16 protein-coding genes are annotated in these 16,456 nt (G+C 59.6%); 6 read left to right on the plus strand and 10 right to left on the minus strand.

The window, feature by feature from the left end:
- Positions 1 to 18 precede the first annotated feature (18 nt).
- The 4 genes from rhmD to MKleb_RS18980 form a co-directional block, all read right to left on the minus strand.
- Positions 19 to 1,224: an L-rhamnonate dehydratase gene (rhmD, locus tag MKleb_RS18965; RefSeq protein ID WP_014839100.1), complete on the minus strand. Its 1,206-nt coding sequence runs from the start codon at positions 1,222 to 1,224 to the stop codon at positions 19 to 21.
- A 13-nt stretch (positions 1,225 to 1,237) separates the two neighbouring features.
- Entirely contained in the window at positions 1,238 to 2,020 is a 783-nt protein-coding gene (locus MKleb_RS18970) for an IclR family transcriptional regulator (protein WP_004852774.1), read from the minus strand.
- A 204-nt stretch (positions 2,021 to 2,224) separates the two neighbouring features.
- Entirely contained in the window at positions 2,225 to 3,421 is a 1,197-nt protein-coding gene (locus MKleb_RS18975) for a nicotinamide mononucleotide deamidase-related protein YfaY (protein WP_025106697.1), read from the minus strand.
- A 96-nt stretch (positions 3,422 to 3,517) separates the two neighbouring features.
- Positions 3,518 to 4,060, minus strand: coding sequence for a YfaZ family outer membrane protein (locus tag MKleb_RS18980; RefSeq protein ID WP_004123076.1), 543 nt, complete (start codon positions 4,058 to 4,060; stop codon positions 3,518 to 3,520).
- 269 nt (positions 4,061 to 4,329) lie between these two features.
- Between MKleb_RS18980 and MKleb_RS18985 the strand changes: the two genes are divergently transcribed.
- The gene (locus tag MKleb_RS18985; protein ID WP_025106696.1) at positions 4,330 to 5,778 is read left to right on the plus strand and encodes a catalase; all 1,449 of its coding nucleotides are present in this window, start codon (positions 4,330 to 4,332) and stop codon (positions 5,776 to 5,778) included.
- Positions 5,779 to 5,826: 48 nt separating this feature from the next.
- On the opposite strand, the gene MKleb_RS18990 is transcribed toward MKleb_RS18985, so the two are convergent.
- A complete protein-coding gene (locus MKleb_RS18990) occupies positions 5,827 to 6,807 on the minus strand; it encodes an Rpn family recombination-promoting nuclease/putative transposase (protein ID WP_025106695.1) in 981 nt (326 codons plus the stop codon).
- 137 nt (positions 6,808 to 6,944) lie between these two features.
- Between MKleb_RS18990 and nudI the strand changes: the two genes are divergently transcribed.
- Entirely contained in the window at positions 6,945 to 7,370 is a 426-nt protein-coding gene (nudI, locus tag MKleb_RS18995; protein ID WP_014230231.1) for a nucleoside triphosphatase NudI, read from the plus strand.
- Here nudI and MKleb_RS19000 read toward each other — a convergent pair.
- Complete coding sequence (locus MKleb_RS19000) at positions 7,362 to 8,777, minus strand: sensor histidine kinase (RefSeq protein WP_025106694.1); 1,416 nt, start codon at positions 8,775 to 8,777, stop codon at positions 7,362 to 7,364. The genes nudI and MKleb_RS19000 overlap by 9 nt on opposite strands.
- Positions 8,764 to 9,438, minus strand: a complete 675-nt coding sequence (gene tctD / locus MKleb_RS19005; protein ID WP_014230233.1) for a transcriptional regulator TctD — start codon at positions 9,436 to 9,438, stop codon at positions 8,764 to 8,766. The genes MKleb_RS19000 and tctD overlap by 14 nt, the downstream gene beginning before the upstream one ends.
- A gap of 140 nt (positions 9,439 to 9,578) precedes the next feature.
- Between tctD and MKleb_RS19010 the strand changes: the two genes are divergently transcribed.
- The 4 genes from MKleb_RS19010 (at position 9,579) to MKleb_RS19025 (ending at position 13,261) form a co-directional block, all read left to right on the plus strand.
- Positions 9,579 to 10,553: a Bug family tripartite tricarboxylate transporter substrate binding protein gene (locus tag MKleb_RS19010; RefSeq protein WP_171820948.1), complete on the plus strand. Its 975-nt coding sequence runs from the start codon at positions 9,579 to 9,581 to the stop codon at positions 10,551 to 10,553.
- Between the two features lie 15 nt (positions 10,554 to 10,568).
- Positions 10,569 to 11,000: a tripartite tricarboxylate transporter TctB family protein gene (locus MKleb_RS19015; RefSeq protein WP_025106692.1), complete on the plus strand. Its 432-nt coding sequence runs from the start codon at positions 10,569 to 10,571 to the stop codon at positions 10,998 to 11,000.
- An 11-nt stretch (positions 11,001 to 11,011) separates the two neighbouring features.
- Entirely contained in the window at positions 11,012 to 12,532 is a 1,521-nt protein-coding gene (locus tag MKleb_RS19020; protein WP_025106691.1) for a tripartite tricarboxylate transporter permease, read from the plus strand.
- A gap of 105 nt (positions 12,533 to 12,637) precedes the next feature.
- Entirely contained in the window at positions 12,638 to 13,261 is a 624-nt protein-coding gene (locus MKleb_RS19025; protein WP_025106690.1) for a DUF2238 domain-containing protein, read from the plus strand.
- On the opposite strand, the gene menE is transcribed toward MKleb_RS19025, so the two are convergent.
- The 3 genes from menE to menB are packed head-to-tail and all read right to left on the minus strand — an operon-like array spanning position 13,238 to position 16,448.
- Positions 13,238 to 14,629: an o-succinylbenzoate--CoA ligase gene (menE, locus tag MKleb_RS19030; RefSeq protein WP_025106689.1), complete on the minus strand. Its 1,392-nt coding sequence runs from the start codon at positions 14,627 to 14,629 to the stop codon at positions 13,238 to 13,240. The genes MKleb_RS19025 and menE overlap by 24 nt on opposite strands.
- Positions 14,626 to 15,591, minus strand: a complete 966-nt coding sequence (menC, locus tag MKleb_RS19035) for an o-succinylbenzoate synthase (protein ID WP_025106688.1) — start codon at positions 15,589 to 15,591, stop codon at positions 14,626 to 14,628. The genes menE and menC overlap by 4 nt, the downstream gene beginning before the upstream one ends.
- Positions 15,591 to 16,448, minus strand: a complete 858-nt coding sequence (gene menB / locus MKleb_RS19040) for a 1,4-dihydroxy-2-naphthoyl-CoA synthase (protein WP_004123101.1) — start codon at positions 16,446 to 16,448, stop codon at positions 15,591 to 15,593. The genes menC and menB overlap by 1 nt, the downstream gene beginning before the upstream one ends.
- Positions 16,449 to 16,456 lie beyond the last annotated feature (8 nt).

Here is a 16,456-nt window from a genome sequence, read left to right on the forward strand (position 1 = left end):
CTGTGCGGCACGACGGGATCAGTGGCTATAAGGACGTTTCAGGTTGCAGTCGCGGTTCAGCTCAACGCCGAAGCCCGGTTTATCCAGAACGGTTTTATGAATGCGCCCGTTCACCGGTACCGGCTCATCAACCAGAATCGGGTCAAACTGCGGACGCATCGTTGAGCAGTCCGGGCTGGTCATCAGGAATTCGCTGAACGGCGTGTTGGTAAAGGTAATAACCGCATGATGCGAATAGACCGACGAGCCGTGCGGCACCACCAGCTGGCCGCGCGATTTGGCGATCGCCGCAATCTCCACCAGCGTGGTCAGGCCGCCGCACCAGCCCACGTCAGGCTGCATAATATCGATGCCGGTTTCCGACAGCGTGCGGAAGGATTGCAGCGTACCGTGGTGCTCGCCGCTGGTGACCATCATGCCGGCAGGGGCATTGCGTTTAAGCTCGCGATAGCCTTCATACTGCTGCGGCGGCAGGCACTCTTCGATCCACTTAAGGTTAGAGGGCGCGCAGGCGTGGGCCAGTTTAGTGGCGTAGTTAACGTCCTGACTCATCCAGCAGTCCAGCATCAGCCAGAAGTCCGGGCCGCACTTTTCGCGCATATCGGCCACCATCGCGGCATCTTTGCGGATCCCCGCGTCGCCATCGTGCGGCCCCCAGTGGGTCGGCATTTTGCCGCCAATAAAGCCCATCTCTTTCGCCAGGTCCGGACGCGCCCCGGTGGCGTAGAACTGAATTTCATCGCGCACCGCGCCGCCCAGCAGTTTGTAAACCGGCAGCCCAACCACTTTGCCGAACAGATCCCACAGCGCCAGGTCGACGCAGGAAATCGTATTCATCACCAGGCCGCCGGACCCGGAGTAGTACAGGGTGGCGTTGAGCATCTGGTCATGGATCAGTTTGATATCGCTGACGCACTTGCCTTCGATAAAGCGGTTGAGGTGTTTTTCCACGATAAAGCAGCCCATCTCGCCCGCGGTCGATACCGCAAAGCCGGTCTGGCCGTTTTCGGCTTCGACCTCAACGATCAGCGTGCCGAGAACGTTGATGCCAAACGACTGGCGGGACTGTTCATACTGTTTATATTTGCTCATCGGCGTGGCGATATGATCGTCAATCCAGTGATTTGCCCCCTGGTCATGATAATCGCCGCCGCCAGCGCCTTTCTCTGCGGTAGCACCGCCGATAAACCAGGCGCGGACGTGTTTAATTTTCGGTAGGGTCATGATCTTCTCCTTATTATGAGGCTTGTTGTTCGAAGGGGCTCTTCCACCCCAGCAGACGGGAAATATCTTTGGCGCAGGCAATCGCCCTACCGGCGAGGTAATCGCGATTGTCTTCATTGATTTGCAGACGGGTACCCACCACGGAAATGGCGGCGGTCAATTCGTTATTGGCATTAAAAACCGGCGCCGCCACGCAGCGAACGTCGGGATAGTCTTCGCCGTTATCGAAGCTCCAGCCGCGGGCGCGAATACGGCCCAGTTCATCACGAAGCTGTTGGGCGCTGGTGATGGTGGTTGGCGTCGCACGCTCCCACTGCAGCTCGCTGATAATCGACTCCTGAACCCGCTCGGGCTGCCAGGCCAGCAGGCATTTACCAATGCCGGAACGATATAACGACAGGCTCTTACCTTCGTGCGAACGCACGCTGATGGTGGCCGGGGATTCAATCTTCAGAATGTAGTAGGCGTTGCCGCTGTCGATGATGCCCAGGTGGCAGAGCAGCCCGCACTGATCCATCAGCTGCGTCAGGCGCGGGCGCGCCAGTTCGCGCAGGTCCATTTTGCTCAGCGCCTGCCCGGCCAGCTCAACCAGCTTGGTCCACAGGCAGTAGTTATCCTGATTATCCATGCTGAGGAAGCGCTGTTTTTTCAGCTCTCCCAGCAGCAGATAGGCGGTGCTTTTCGGAATACCCAGTTCGTCAATAATGGTCGCCGCGCTGCAGGGGCCGATGCGGGCGATCAGATTGAGAATATCAATGGCGCGGGTCAGCGCCGGGACTTTGCTTGATTCCAACATACTGGACTCCAATCCTGAATACTGGAATCAGTGTTGCGGTTGTCGGGCGTGTAAATTGTGAGCGACTTCAAATGACGACGCTATTCCAGCCGGGTGGACGTTCAGAGGGAGAAAAATGCGAGATAGTGCACAGAATATTTTAAAGCAAGTACAACAGGCTGGACTCATCGCGCGCCGGGAGGGGCTCCCGACGCGGAGGTGGATTTACGCTGAGAGAGATTCGACGACGTTAATCCAGCCGTGTTCACCGGCCACCGCCTGGCCGTTCAGCCAGCGGCGCAGCATGTTGAGGGCCATCATCGCGCACACTTCCTGACGCACCTGGAGGCTGTGGCGGTTGGTGGTGAATTTCACCCGCAGCGCGTAGGTGCCGTCCGGCGTGGAAAGCGCAAAGTTCAGGTGATCGCTCTCCTGACCACTCACCGCCAGCGCCAGGCCGGCAAAGTGTTTTTCGCGCCGTTCCGCCGCCCAGCGCGCAGACTGCGCCAGGGTCTCCTCCTGCGCCGGAATGACTTCGCTGGCCAACAGCGGAGCGTTGACGCGAGAAAGCTGTAGCGCCAGCAGACCACCGGTAAACTGCTCGCTCAGCGTCAGGCTTAGCTGACGCTGCTGCAGGCGACGGGCGATCTGCGCAGGCAGGCCTTCGGTACCTTCGAAAATCATGCTCTCTCCGGCCACCTTCTGCACTTCCGGCCACAGCGCCAGCATCGCCTCGCGCTGTTCGGCAGGCCCGGTCAGCTTCAGTTCGATAATCGGCATCGAGGAGCGATAGCCCATCACGACGCCCGGCGGCAGCTGCAGATGGTCGAGGCTCTGCGCCAGTTCGCTTTCGGAACGGCCGAAGGTGGTCAGGCGCAAACACAGCGGCGCAGCGGATAGCGGGAAACGTTCGCGCAGGCGCGGTAAGATTTCCTGTTCAACCATCACCTTAAATTCGGAAGGCACGCCGGGAGTAAAAAACATCAGGCAGCGGTTTAGCTGCACGGCAAAACCGCATGCGGTCCCGACCGGGTTGTTGATCATCTCGGCGCTTTGCGGAATTTCCGCCTGTTTACGATTGCTGGCGGCCATGGGTCTTCCGCGCTCGGCAAAGAAACGGGTCATGGTTTCCAGCCAATCTTCGTGCAGAATTAACCCTTCGCCTTTGGCCGTCGCCGCGGCCAGCGCGCTCAAATCGTCGCTGGTCGGCCCCAGGCCGCCGTTAACGATCAGCACGTCAGCGTGTTCGCTGCGCTCGCGTAAAATCGCCACCAGGGAGTCGAGGTCGTCACCCACGGTATGGCGACGCTTTAAGGGTAATCCTTGATTAAAAAAGAAATCCGCCAGCCACGCGGCATTGGTGTCGATGATTTGCCCATGCAGCACTTCATCGCCGGTGGACAGCATTTCCACGTTTAACATTGTGAACTCCAGCCTGATAAGTAGAAATACTATATCGCAAAGCGGCTGGTGAAAAAGCCTGAAAATCAGGCGCGGCGGAATACCGCGCCGGAGAGATTAGAAGCTGGCGTTGACGCCGACGTACGGACCGTCCGCGACCGCGTTATCGCGGTTGCCGTCTTTACCCGCCAGGTTAAGGTAGCGGTAACCAGCTTCGATGCTCAGAGGGCGCATAATGGTAAAGCGCGCGCCGGCATTGGCTTCCTGATAGCTGTCGATACCGCTGGAGAGTGAATCGGGAGAGTAATAGTATTCGCCGAACAGACGGAAGCTGTCGCCGATTTTCCACTGCAGACCGCCGCCAACCGCCGCCGCGTAGCCCTCATCGCCATTGTTCGGGTTGGTGTAAACGCCTTTTCCGCCCACGGTGGCCAGGAATGGCCCCAGGGGAATGTTCAGGCCCAATCCCAGCCCCGCCGCATCGCCGTCGTCATCATTGTGCAGCCAGTTGCCGGTTACCGCCAGGCCGGTCGATTCCGTACCGAATCCGACGCCAAGGTTAGTGTAGTGCTCGCCGGCCTGCCCGCTGACGCTGATCGCATTTGCCGCCGTCGAGACGAACATCATGCCGGCCAGGGCCATAAATATGCTTTTTTTCATTTTTATCTATCCAGAAAATAATAATAAGAAAATCCCAAAAAACCGCGAAATTGTACTGCTCCGTTTTAAGGAATCAATGCGTTATAGCGCGCTTTTACCGCGTGATTGTAACCAGTTGCTTCGGGAGCCTTGTTAACGGTCTCAGATATCAATTCAATAGTCAGGGTCAAATTGCTGGGTCTCAGCCTTTATTATACAAATAGGCTCCAGCTTATTTCGTCGTCGCAAAGAGATGAATAAGTTACATAAAACTTTGTCAGGAGATAAAGATGAGCAAAAAAGGATTAACCACCGCCGCCGGCGCCCCGGTTGTCGATAATAACAATGTCGTCACCGCAGGCCCGCGCGGCCCGATGCTGCTGCAGGATGTCTGGTTTCTGGAAAAACTGGCCCACTTCGACCGTGAGGTTATCCCGGAACGCCGAATGCACGCTAAAGGCTCCGGCGCTTACGGTAAACTGACCATTACCCGCGATATCACCCGCTATACCCGCGCAAAACTGTTTGGCGAAATCGGTAAAACCACCGATCTGTTCCTGCGCTTCTCAACCGTCGCCGGAGAACGCGGCGCCGCTGATGCCGAGCGCGATATTCGCGGTTTCTCGATCAAGTTTTATACCGAAGAAGGCAACTGGGATCTGGTGGGCAACAATACGCCCATTTTCTACCTTCGCGACCCGCTGAAGTTTCCCGACCTTAACCACGTCGTGAAGCGCGACCCGCGCACCAACCTGCGTAACCCCACCTGGAAATGGGACTTTTTCTCCCTGCTGCCGGAAACGCTGCATCAGTTAACGATTGATTTCAGCGACCGCGGCCTTCCGCGCTCCTATCGCCATATGCACGGTTTCGGCAGCCACGCGTTCAGCTTTATTAATGCCGATAACGAACGTTTTTGGGTGAAATTCCACTTCAAATCCCAGCAGGGGATCGCCAACCTGATGGATGATGAAGCGAAACGCCTGGTGGCAGAGGACCGCGAGAGTTCGCAGCGCGATCTCTATGAGTCGATTGAAAAAGGCGATTTCCCGCGCTGGACCTTCTACGTGCAGATCATGCCGGAAGCGGACGCCAGCCGGGTCCCTTATAACCCCTTCGATCTGACCAAAATCTGGCCGCACGCTGATTATCCGCTGATGGAAGTCGGCGTGCTGGAGCTCAACCGCAACCCGGACAACTACTTCGCAGAAGTTGAGCAGGTCGCGATGAATCCGGCCAATGTGGTGCCCGGGATCGGCTTCTCTCCGGATCGCATGCTGCAGGGACGGCTGTTCTCCTACGGCGATACCCAGCGCTATCGTCTGGGCGTCAACCATCATCAAATTCCGGTCAATGCGCCGCGCTGCCCGTTCCATAACTACCACCGCGACGGCGCGATGCGCGTTGACGGCAATAGCGGCAACGGCGTCACCTATGAACCCAACAGCTTTGGCGCGTTTCAGGAACAGCCGGACTTTAGCGAGCCGCCTTTAAGCCTTGAAGGCGCGGCGGTCCACTGGAATCATCGGGAAGATAACGACTACTTCAGCCAGCCGCGCAGGCTGTTTGAGCTATTAAGCGAAGATGAACATCAGCGTATGTTCCAGCGTATCGCCAATGATATGCGGGATGTCCCTGAGTTTATTCAGCAGCGACAAATTGGCCTGTTCAGTGAAGTCCACCCCGACTACGGCGCGGGCGTGGCTGCGGCGCTGAAAGCCTTAAAGCACGGAGAGTAATACTGATGGCAGCCCTTGCGGCTGCCATTTTACTGTTTTTAAACGCGCTTAGTGCCGAAGCTTAGCGAGCTGCCGCAGCGACAAACCGGTTAGCTTTGCGACCTGAGAGGGCTCAAGCCCATCATCCAGCATCGCCTGAGCAATGCGCTGCGTCGCCTCCTGCCGTCCTTGATGACGGCCTTCATTCCGGCCTTCCTGTCGACCCTTTCGTAAACCTTTTTCTATCCCCGCCTTCATTCCCTGAAGGACCCCCTCTTTACGGCCACGCTCTTCCAGAAAATGAGCAATATTCATCAGCGTCTCCTTATGCGGCTTGAGTGGCGTCTTTTGCGCGAGCTTGCGTAAAAAGGCCACCGGATCGGCGGCGTTGCCCGCCTGAAGCATATAATTCAGCAAAGTTTTAAACTGCCGACGCGTAGTGTATCCCAAGGATAATATCCTGACCAGTTGCTCAGAAATGTCCATCAAATCCCGCTGGCGGATATGTTTTTGCAGCAGTTCCAGCATAGCGACACGGCGGTGCTGCACAAGCCGATCGTCAGGAATCACCGTGACGTCTATCAGTGGAAAACGCTGGCTATACAGCCGCTCGGCCACCTCTGGCTGAGGGAAATCATCCAGCCAGCGCGTCGAGTACGGGTAAGGAGCGATCCTGCCGTGATAAAATAGCAGAGGAATAACCAGCGGCAGCTGATGATGCCCTTTATCAAGGTGGCGCTGCATGGCCGCGATGGCGTATCGCATCAGGCGAAACGCCATATGCCTGTCGGGAGAGCTTTGATGCTCTATAAGAATGTAGATGTACCCCTCTCCGTGCTGGGTTTTTAGCGAATAAAGAATATCCGAATGGCTTGCGCGTAGGTCCTCTTCAATAAAACTGCCGGATTCCAGCTGCAGCGTTCGCAGATCGCACTGTTCCCGCAAATGCTTCGGCAAATGAATAGACAAAAAATCGCGCGCCGTTGCCCGTTGGGACAAAAGGTGTTTAAACACCGCATCGTGCGGTGAGTGGCTTGCTATCTGTTCCATGATGGCCCCTGACCCGTTAACCTACGCTCACCCTACCACCGCACGCGTTCGCCGCGCGTTTTCGCTTGCGGTTTGCCGAGGCGGCTCGCAAACTGGGCCTTCCCGTTAGTTATCCCTGTCATCAGTAAGGAGAAATCATGCGTCAAAGGACTATCGTCTGCCCGCTCATTCAACATGAAGGCCACTATCTGCTGTGCAAAATGGCCGACGATCGCGGCGTATTTCCCGGCCAGTGGGCGCTCTCCGGCGGCGGCGTCGAGCCAGGCGAGCGCATTGAAGAGGCGCTGCGGCGAGAAATTCGCGAGGAGCTGGGCGAAAAACTGCAGCTGACCCAGATTACGCCGTGGACCTTTAGCGACGATATCCGGGTTAAAACCTACGCCGATGGCCGCCGGGAAGAGATTTATATGATTTACCTGATCTTCGACTGCATCAGCGCCAATCGCGAAGTGACGATCAACGAGGAGTTTCAGGACTACGCCTGGGTGAAGGCAGAAGATCTTCCCCACTATGATTTGAACGCGGCGACCCGCAGGACGCTCACCCTGAAAGGCCTACTCTGAACCCACGGTCAAAAAGCGCAGTCTGACCTTCAGCCCGCCCAGCGTTTCGCTACGCAGCAGCTGCGGATGGCTGCGGTGCAGGCGCGCAATATCGCTGACCAGCGCCAGTCCAAGCCCGGCGCCGGGGTTGTCACCCACGTTTTCCAGACGATGGAACGGCATGAGCGCCTGCTGAATCTGCGCATCATCGATCCCCGGCCCGCTGTCTTCGACGTCCAGCAGCACCGCCTCTCCGTCACGATGCAGGCTGACCGTGACGATACCGCCCTGCGGCGTATAGCGAATCGCGTTATCCAGCAGATTCGCGCACAGCTCGCTCAACAACACGCCATCGCCGGCAATGGTCACCGTCGAGGGTTCCCCCTCATAGCCGAGATCGATAGCCTTGCTCCGCGCCTGCTGAAGACGCGAAAAACAGCTGTTGTGGACGATCTCATGCAGGTCCACCGGCGGGAACGCGTGTTCGCCCTGCTCTTTCCGTTTGATGGTAGCCAGCTGCAGCAGGCGTTCGGTAAGCAGAATAGTACTGTCAAGCGTGCCGCTCATCGCCTCCAGGCTCTCTCGCCACAGCCGGGGATCGCCGCTCGCCAGCGCCACTGAGGCCTGCGTTTTCAACACCGCTAACGGCGTTTTGAGCTGATGCGACGCGTCGGCGCTAAAGCGCTCCTGGCGGGAGATCATCACCCGTAACCGGTCGATATAGCGGTTAAAGGCCACGATCAGCAGACGGGTTTCCGACCACGGCAGCAGCTCCGGCAGCGGCGTCAGCAGGCCGGGTTCGCGCCGCACCATGAGCGCCGAAAGCCGGCGCATCGGCCGCAGCACGCGGCGCAGCAGCCAGCCGGTGAGCACCAGCGTCAACAGCACTAATAGCCCCTGCGAGATCCATGATGAAAACAGTAGCTGTCCCGCCAGCCAGCGCCGCGACTGCAGCGTTTCGGCGATGTAGATTTCCGCCATGCCGACAACGCCGCCTTCGTTAACCGGCTGCAGCAGGCGCGCCACGCGGATGGCCTGACCGCGATATTCAGTATGATAAAACCACGCCAGCGCCGGATAGAGCTCGGTTCGAGAGGTCGATGGCGGCATCGATGGCAGGTCGTCAAAACCGGAAATCACCCGCTTCTCGGGATCGAGTACCTTATAGTACAGCCGATCGTTCATATTCAGCTCGAAGCTGTCCAGCACCACCCAGGGGACATTCACCTCCAGCCTACCGCGGCGAACCACCAGGCGTTCCGCCACCGTGCGGGCGGATGAAAGCAGCGTGCGATCGTAAGCCTGGGTTGCCGCCTGCAGAGCGCTGACGTAGCTATTGAACGCCGACAGCCCCCATAGCAAAACCAGCGGCAGGCCGAGAAACAGCAACAGTTGAGCGAATAACGACTGCGGTTTACCCCACCTCATGAGCGAGCTCCAGCACGTAGCCCAGGCCGCGCAGGGTCACGATACGCACGTTGCTCTCCTGAAGTTTCTTACGCAGACGATGGATATACAGCTCGATGCTTTCCGGGCTGACGTCATCGTTCAGGCTGAAAACCTGTTCAAACAGCTGCTGGCGCGACACCGGCCGCGTACGGCGAAACATCAGCACCGTCAGCAGCGCCTGCTCGCGCGGCGTCAACGACAGCGTTTGTCCGCAGAGTAAAAAATAGCCTTCATCGCGATATTCCAGCGCGCCGATCTGCTGAACCTCATGCACCTGGCCTTCGCTACGCCGCAGCAGCGCGCGCAGCCTGGCATCCAGCTCTTCAAGCTCAAAAGGTTTCGGCAAATAGTCATCGGCGCCGACGTTCAGCCCTTTAACCCGATCCGCCACCGCGCTGCGGGCAGTGAGTAGCAAGACGGGAAGGGTCTGCCCGCGCTTTCGCAGGCGCTGCACCACCTCCAGACCGTCGAGTCCCGGCATGCCAATATCCAGCACCGCCAGCGCATATTTTTCGCTTTGCAGCAGATGATCGGCCGCGCGACCATCCAATACGCAGTCCACGGCAAACCCGCCCTGCACCAGCGCTTTCTCCAGCCAGTGAGCCAGCTCACGGTTATCTTCTGCCAGTAAGAGACGCATATCACATCCTGAAAAGTTGCTGCCGCATTGAAAGGGAAATGAAAGGTAATTGTTTTAACAATCACGCAACCGAATAGCCACATGCCGGTTCACATAATTAAAAAAACGTCTCCTGTATCTGACTGAGGAAGCTTATGAATATGCCATTCCTGCGCCGTGCTGGCGCCATTGCATTATGCCTTTTAACCGCCTCTGCCCTGGCCGCCGAGGCGCCTTCCCGTACCGAATGTATCGCGCCCGCCAAGCCCGGCGGCGGCTTCGACCTCACCTGCAAGCTGATCCAGGTCAGCCTGATGGAAACCGGCGCCATCGAAAAACCGATGCGCGTCACCTACATGCCCGGCGGCGTAGGCGCTGTGGCCTACAACGCGATCGTCGCCCAGCGCCCCGGCGAACCCGGTACCGTAGTCGCGTTCTCCGGCGGCTCGCTGCTCAACCTGGCGCAGGGCAAGTTTGGCCGCTACGGCGTGGATGATGTGCGCTGGCTGGCCAGCGTCGGCACCGATTACGGCATGATCGCCGTCCGCGCCGACTCGCCGTGGAAAGACCTGCCGTCGTTTTTGGCGGCGATGGAAAAAAATCCCGCCAGTATCGTCATCGGCGCCGGCGCCTCCATTGGTAGCCAGGACTGGATGAAAGCGGCGCTGCTGGCGCAAAAAGCCAACGTCGATCCGCACAAAATGCGCTACGTGGCGTTTGAGGGCGGCGGCGAACCGGTCACCGCGCTGCTGGGCAATCACGTGCAGGCGGTCTCCGGCGATCTTAGCGAAATGGTGCCTTATCTCCAGGGCAATAAAATCCGCGTGCTGGCGGTGTTCGCTAACGAAAGGCTGCCGGGTGACCTCGCCGATGTGCCGACCGCCAAAGAGCAGGGCTATGACCTGGTCTGGCCGATTATTCGCGGCTTCTTCGTGGGTCCGAAAGTCAGCGACGCCGACTATCAGTGGTGGGTGGATGAGTTCACGAAATTGCAGCAGACCGACGCGTTCAAAAAGCAGCGCGAGCTGCGCGGCCTGTTCGAATTCAACATGAACGGTAAGGAACTGGACGCCTACGTTAAACAACAGGTGGAAGCGTATCGCCTGCAGGCGAAATCCTTTGGCCTGGCCAAATAATTTACGGAGGTTGCGATGAGCGATCGTATTTTTGCCGGAGTGTGGCTGCTGCTCTGCGCGGGTGGAATGTTTATCGCCTGGCAAATTCACAGCGAATACGCCTATGAGCCCGTCGGCCCACGCCCTTTCCCGGTCGGCATTATCGGCCTGATGCTGGCATGCTCTGTTTTGCTGCTTCTGCGTCGGCCCGACGCCATCACGTGGCCCGGGCGCCGGGTTTTACAACGACTATTAACCATGGTGGTTGCGCTGGGGATCTATGCGTGGGGTTTTGAATGGCTGGGTTTTCCTCTGGCCACCGCGCTGCTGACCGCCGCGTTTGGCCTGCTGTTTGGCGCCACCCTGCCCGCCGCCGGGGTAGCCGGCGTCGCGATGGGCATCGCGCTGTGGTACGTCTTTGACGCCCTGCTTGATGTCACCCTGCCGCTCGGCGTTTGGTTGAGTTAACGGAGAAGGTTATGGATATCTGGATTTATTTATCACAGGGCTTCGCCGTTGCCATGACGCCGGGCAACCTGACCATCGCGCTAATTGGCTGCTTTGTTGGCACTATCGTCGGTCTCCTGCCGGGTCTGGGCCCGATTAACGGTGTCGCGATCTTACTGCCGCTGGCCTTTGCTCTGCACCTGCCCGCGGAATCAGCGCTAATCCTGCTGGCTACGGTCTATATTGGTTGTGAATACGGCGGGCGCATTTCGTCTATCCTGCTTAACGTACCCGGTGATGCCGCCGCCATTATGACCGCTCTCGACGGTTATCCGATGGCGCAGCAGGGGCGCGGCGGCGTAGCGCTGTCGATCTCTGCCGTGAGCTCCTTTGTTGGTTCAATGATCGCTATCGGCGGGATCATCCTGTTCGCCCCGGTGCTGGCGCAGTGGTCGCTGGCGTTCGGCCCGGCGGAATATTTCGCCCTGATGATTTTTGCCATCGCCTGCCTTGGCAGCATGATGGCGGAAAATCCGCTGAAGTCATTTCTCGCCGCGTTAATCGGTTTGGGGCTGGCGACGGTGGGCGTTGATGCCAATACCGGCGTGTACCGCTTCACGTTCGACAGCGTTCATCTTTCCGACGGCGTGCAGTTTATCGTGGTGGTGATTGGGCTCTTTTCGGTTTCGGAGATTTTGCTGATGCTGGAGAGCACCAGCGGCGGGCAGAAGCTGGTACGGAAAACCGGACGCATGCTGTTTAACGCCAAAGAGGCGGGCCAGTGCGTGGGCGCGACCCTGCGCTCATCGGTGGTGGGTTTCTTTGTCGGCATTCTGCCGGGCGCAGGGGCGACCATTGCCAGCGCCATCACCTATATGACCGAGAAAAAGCTTAGCGGCAATAGCGCTACCTTCGGGAAGGGCGATATTCGCGGCGTCGCGGCGCCGGAAGCGGCGAACAACGCCTCCGCCTGCGGCTCGTTTATTCCGATGCTCACGCTCGGCGTTCCCGGCTCCGGGACCACCGCGGTGATGATGGGCGCCCTGACCCTCTACAACATCACGCCGGGACCGGCGATGTTTACCGAACAGCCGGATATCGTCTGGGGGTTAATTGCCGCGCTGCTCATCGCCAACGTGATGCTGCTGATTATGAACATTCCGCTGATCGGCCTGTTCACCCGCATGCTGACGATTCCGTTATGGTTTCTGGCCCCGGCCATCGCCGCCGTGTCCGCGGTCGGCGTCTACGCGGTGCACAGCACCACCTTCGACCTGCTGTTGATGGTTGGGCTGGGCCTGCTGGGCTACATTATGCGTAAGATGCACTTCCCGATGTCGCCGCTGATCTTAGGGTTTGTGCTGGGAGAGATGCTGGAGCAGAACCTGCGCCGCGCGCTGTCCATCAGCAACGGCAACGTGGCGATTCTGTGGCAAAGCGGCGTAACGAAAACGCTTCTGTTTCTGGCCATCGCGGTGATTGTTGTCCCTCCGCTGCTGCGGTACTGGCGGAAGCGCCAGCTTAATACGCAGGGCGACCTGCCCTCTTCCTGATGCTCAACGTCATTGGCGGTCGCTCAGCGCCGCCAATGACGGTATACGTTGAATTTCCACCACATCTGCCTGATAGTTATCGTTTTAACTTTCTGGTGATCCGTTATGACCGTCGCCGCATCCCGTTCGGGGTTAACATTCGCCGCGCTGGCGCTGGCCCTGATGCTTGTTTACACCGGTATCAGCGCAGGGGATAAGCTCACCTGGCTGATGGAAGTGACGCCGGTGATTATCATCGTTCCGCTTTTGCTGGCCACGCGCTCGCGTTATCCGCTAACGCCGCTGCTTTACACGCTGATTTTCTTCCATGCCATCATTTTGATGGTCGGCGGTATGTACACCTACGCGAAAGTGCCCATCGGCTTTGACGTACAGGCGTGGCTGGGACTGAGCCGTAACCCCTATGACAAGCTGGGGCACTTTTTCCAGGGGCTGGTGCCGGCGCTGGCGGCGCGGGAGATTCTGCTGCGCGGCGGCTACGTTCACGGGCGTAAAATGCTCGGTTTCGTGGTCTGCTGTATTGCGCTGGCGATTAGCGCCGTCTATGAACTGATCGAATGGTGGGCGGCGCTGGCGCTGGGACAGGGCGCGGATGAGTTTCTCGGCACCCAGGGCGATCCCTGGGATACCCAGTCGGATATGTTTTGCGCCCTGCTCGGCGCGCTGACCACCGTTTTAGCGCTGGGCCGCTGGCATACGAAGCAGCTACTGACCGTCCAGCGCGTCTGAGTCGGGCATCGCCTGCTGGTTGACCCAGTCACGTAGCGCCCGGCGGGAAATTTTAATTCCGCCGGTTTTCAGCGATTCAGGCAGCCGCAGCCAGCGCACCGGCTGCTGAAACCGCGCCAGCTTATCGGCGCACCAGCCCGCCAGCGCGGACGGGTCGTCATTCTCGCCGCACTCCACCACCGCCACCGGCCGCTGGCCAAACTCCGCATCATCCTGCGGCACGATGAAAACTTGCGTAATCCACGGATGAGCGCCAATCACCCGCTCCACTTCTTCCGGCTGAATACCTTCTCCGCCGCTAAAAAAGAGGTTGTCCACTCGTCCGAGGATAGTCAGCCTGCCGTGCTCCAGCCGGCCCCGATCGCGAGTGGCGAACCAGCCGTCGGCATTAGCGAGGGGGACAATTTGCCCATCGCGCCAGTAGCCTGCGGCGATGCTGTCCGACCGCAGCCACACTTCACCATCGACAATCCGCACTTCGCGCCCCGGCAGCGGCTGCCCGACATCCGCCAGGCCGTCCGCCTCCTTGGCGCATACCGTGGAGGCAAACTCGGTGAGGCCGTAGCCGCACCAGCAGCGAATACCGCGCTTACCGGCCTGCTCGGTTAGCGCCACCGGGATCGCCGCGCCGCCGAGCAGAACCGCTTTCAACGACACCTCGGCGTCGCCGCTGAGCAGGCGCCAGAGCTGGGTCGGCACCAGAGAGGCATGGGTACAGCCGCGTAACGCCTGTTCCAGCGGCTGCTTGTCGCGTACCGTCAGGCCTGCGCCAGCTAACAGCCAGCGCCAGAGAATCCCCTGGCCGGAAACGTGAAACAGCGGCAGCGACAGCAGCCAGTCGTCCTGCGGCGCAAAGGGTATCATCGCCAGCACGCCTTCTGCGCTGGCAAGATGGGCGCGAAAAGCGTGCACCGCCGCTTTCGGTAGTCCCGTCGACCCCGAGGTTAGCGTCATGGACGCGATACGATCTTCTCGCCAGGCGACCGCGTGCACGCCGTCGCCGGCGCACAACGCTAATGAATTAAGCGCCACCGGAAGGTCGCCGCCGTTTAGCACCAGCGCGTGGCGCAGTCCCAGAGACGGCAGCAGTTCCACCAACAGAGGAGCAGGCAGCTGCGGATTCAGCGGCAGGACGCGCGCGCCGCACTGCAGGAGGGCCAGCCACGCCAGCAGAGCATCGGGCTGGTTGTAAGCGCGAAGCAGCACGCCATCGCCGTCGCGAACGCCCTGGGCGTGAAATCCCCCCGCCAGCGCATCAATTTGCGCGCACAGTTCCCGCCAGCTTAGCCGCCGCTCGTTCAGGCGCAGCGGCTGAGCCTCTTCCCTCAGCCGCCTCCAGTGGCGCCAGGGCCAGTCGCTAAAGGTCACAGCAGCGGTTCCAGCTCATCAACGTTCAGACACGGCAGCTCGCTTTCCGGCCAACGGCGCACCAGCTGGGCACGCATCAGGCTCAGCGTGTCCAGACCGGGGATCGTGTCCGGGGTCAGCCAGGCGGCGATTCGCGCCAGCTGCGTCAGGCCAAGGCTCGACTCAATGGCTGAACTGATGACCGCCGTCAGCCCCAGGGCATGCGCCTGCGCCACCTGCTGCCGCACTTTTTGCAGACTGCCGGTCAACGTCGGTTTAATCACCACCGCCCGCAGCCCCGGCTCGGCGGCAAAGGTAAAGTCCGCCTCGCGCAGGCTCTCATCCCAGGCGATAGCGATACCCGTTTGTTGGGCGAAAGCGCGCGAATCATCGCGGTTTTTACAGGGTTCTTCGAGAAAGGCGATGCGGCTGCGATAGTGCGGATCCACGTATTTGGCAAACTGCTGCGCTTTCAGCGGCGTCCAGGCGCGGTTAGCGTCGAGGCGTAGCGTCAGATCGGGAATCGCCTCCAGCAGCAGGTTGACCACCATGCCGTCGCGCACCGCCTCATACAGGCCGACTTTGACCTTAGCGACTTTTTCGCCGGGCATCAGCGAAAGCCTGGCGAACAGCTCGTCCGGATCGCCGGCGCAGAGCGGCGCCGCGCGATAGTCCGCCGCCTGCGGCAGCTCGCCGCACAGTTCCGCCAGTGCGCAGCTCGCCCCGAAAGCCGCCGACGGCGGCGTTGGCAACGCGCCCTCTTCGCCATCGCGCCAGGCGCTCGCCCACGCCAGCAGCGCAGCCTGTGCCTCATCCAGCGTTTCCAGGCTGAATCCGGGCAGGGGAGATATTTCCCCCCAGCCTTCGCGCTCGCCGTCGCGTAGGCGCAGAAGCAAACCATCGCGGGTTTTTAACCGCCGTTCACGCAGCACCACTCCCGCGTCCATCGGTAGCTGCCAGCGGTAGACCTGCGCCTGCCGCATTACGGATTCCGTTTAAATTTGCTGAAGTCCGGCTGGCGCTTCTGATTGAAAGCGTTGCGCCCTTCCTGACCCTCTTCGGTCATGTAAAACAGCATGGTGGCGTTACCCGCCAGCTCCTGCAGTCCCGCCTGGCCGTCGCAGTCGGCGTTCAGCGCCGCCTTCAGGCAGCGCAGCGCCATCGGACTGTTCTGCAGCATTTCCCGGCACCAGCGCACGGTCTCTTTTTCCAGGTCCGCCAGCGGCACCACCGTATTCACCAGCCCCATATCCAGCGCCTGCTGCGCGTCGTACTGGCGGCACAGGAACCAAATCTCACGGGCTTTTTTCTGCCCGACGATGCGCGCCATATAGGAGGCGCCCCAGCCGCCGTCGAAAGAGCCGACTTTCGGGCCGGTCTGCCCGAAGATGGCGTTTTCCGCCGCGATAGTCAGATCGCACATCATATGCAGGACGTGGCCGCCGCCGATGGAGTACCCCGCCACCATCGCCACCACCGGTTTCGGGCAGGTGCGGATCTGGCGCTGAAAATCGAGAACGTTGAGGTGATGAACGCCGGAATCATCCTGGTAGCCGCCGTAGTCGCCACGGACTTTCTGATCGCCGCCGGCGCAAAATGCTTTATCGCCTTCACCGGTCAGAACGATGACGCCAATATTGTCGTCATAGCGGGCATCCGCCAGCGCCTGAATCATCTCTTTGACGGTCAGCGGGCGGAAAGCGTTGCGTACCTGCGGGCGGTTGATGGTAATTTTGGCAATCCCGTCCGCCGATTTTTGGTAACGAATGTCGGTGTAGCCTTCGGAGCAGTCCTGCCATTCAATCGGGGCGTAAAGCATGGCTTCATCAAGAGAGATCATAAAGTGTC

The sequence above is a fragment of the Klebsiella sp. PL-2018 genome (assembly GCF_019048985.1).
Classification (GTDB): Bacteria; Pseudomonadota; Gammaproteobacteria; order Enterobacterales; family Enterobacteriaceae; genus Klebsiella; species Klebsiella michiganensis.

Bases quoted from the DNA above. Each gene is read 5' to 3' on its own strand.
- rhmD (WP_014839100.1), bottom strand. From the start codon at position 1,224: ATGACCCTACCGAAAATTAAACACGTCCGCGCCTGGTTTATCGGCGGT.
- MKleb_RS18970 (WP_004852774.1), bottom strand. From the start codon at position 2,020: ATGTTGGAATCAAGCAAAGTCCCGGCGCTGACCCGCGCCATTGATATT.
- MKleb_RS18975 (WP_025106697.1), bottom strand. From the start codon at position 3,421: ATGTTAAACGTGGAAATGCTGTCCACCGGCGATGAAGTGCTGCATGGG.
- MKleb_RS18980 (WP_004123076.1), bottom strand. From the start codon at position 4,060: ATGAAAAAAAGCATATTTATGGCCCTGGCCGGCATGATGTTCGTCTCG.
- MKleb_RS18985 (WP_025106696.1), top strand. From the start codon at position 4,330: ATGAGCAAAAAAGGATTAACCACCGCCGCCGGCGCCCCGGTTGTCGAT.
- MKleb_RS18990 (WP_025106695.1), bottom strand. From the start codon at position 6,807: ATGGAACAGATAGCAAGCCACTCACCGCACGATGCGGTGTTTAAACAC.
- nudI (WP_014230231.1), top strand. From the start codon at position 6,945: ATGCGTCAAAGGACTATCGTCTGCCCGCTCATTCAACATGAAGGCCAC.
- MKleb_RS19000 (WP_025106694.1), bottom strand. From the start codon at position 8,777: ATGAGGTGGGGTAAACCGCAGTCGTTATTCGCTCAACTGTTGCTGTTT.
- tctD (WP_014230233.1), bottom strand. From the start codon at position 9,438: ATGCGTCTCTTACTGGCAGAAGATAACCGTGAGCTGGCTCACTGGCTG.
- MKleb_RS19010 (WP_171820948.1), top strand. From the start codon at position 9,579: ATGCCATTCCTGCGCCGTGCTGGCGCCATTGCATTATGCCTTTTAACC.
- MKleb_RS19015 (WP_025106692.1), top strand. From the start codon at position 10,569: ATGAGCGATCGTATTTTTGCCGGAGTGTGGCTGCTGCTCTGCGCGGGT.
- MKleb_RS19020 (WP_025106691.1), top strand. From the start codon at position 11,012: ATGGATATCTGGATTTATTTATCACAGGGCTTCGCCGTTGCCATGACG.
- MKleb_RS19025 (WP_025106690.1), top strand. From the start codon at position 12,638: ATGACCGTCGCCGCATCCCGTTCGGGGTTAACATTCGCCGCGCTGGCG.
- menC (WP_025106688.1), bottom strand. From the start codon at position 15,591: ATGCGGCAGGCGCAGGTCTACCGCTGGCAGCTACCGATGGACGCGGGA.
- menB (WP_004123101.1), bottom strand. From the start codon at position 16,448: ATGATCTCTCTTGATGAAGCCATGCTTTACGCCCCGATTGAATGGCAG.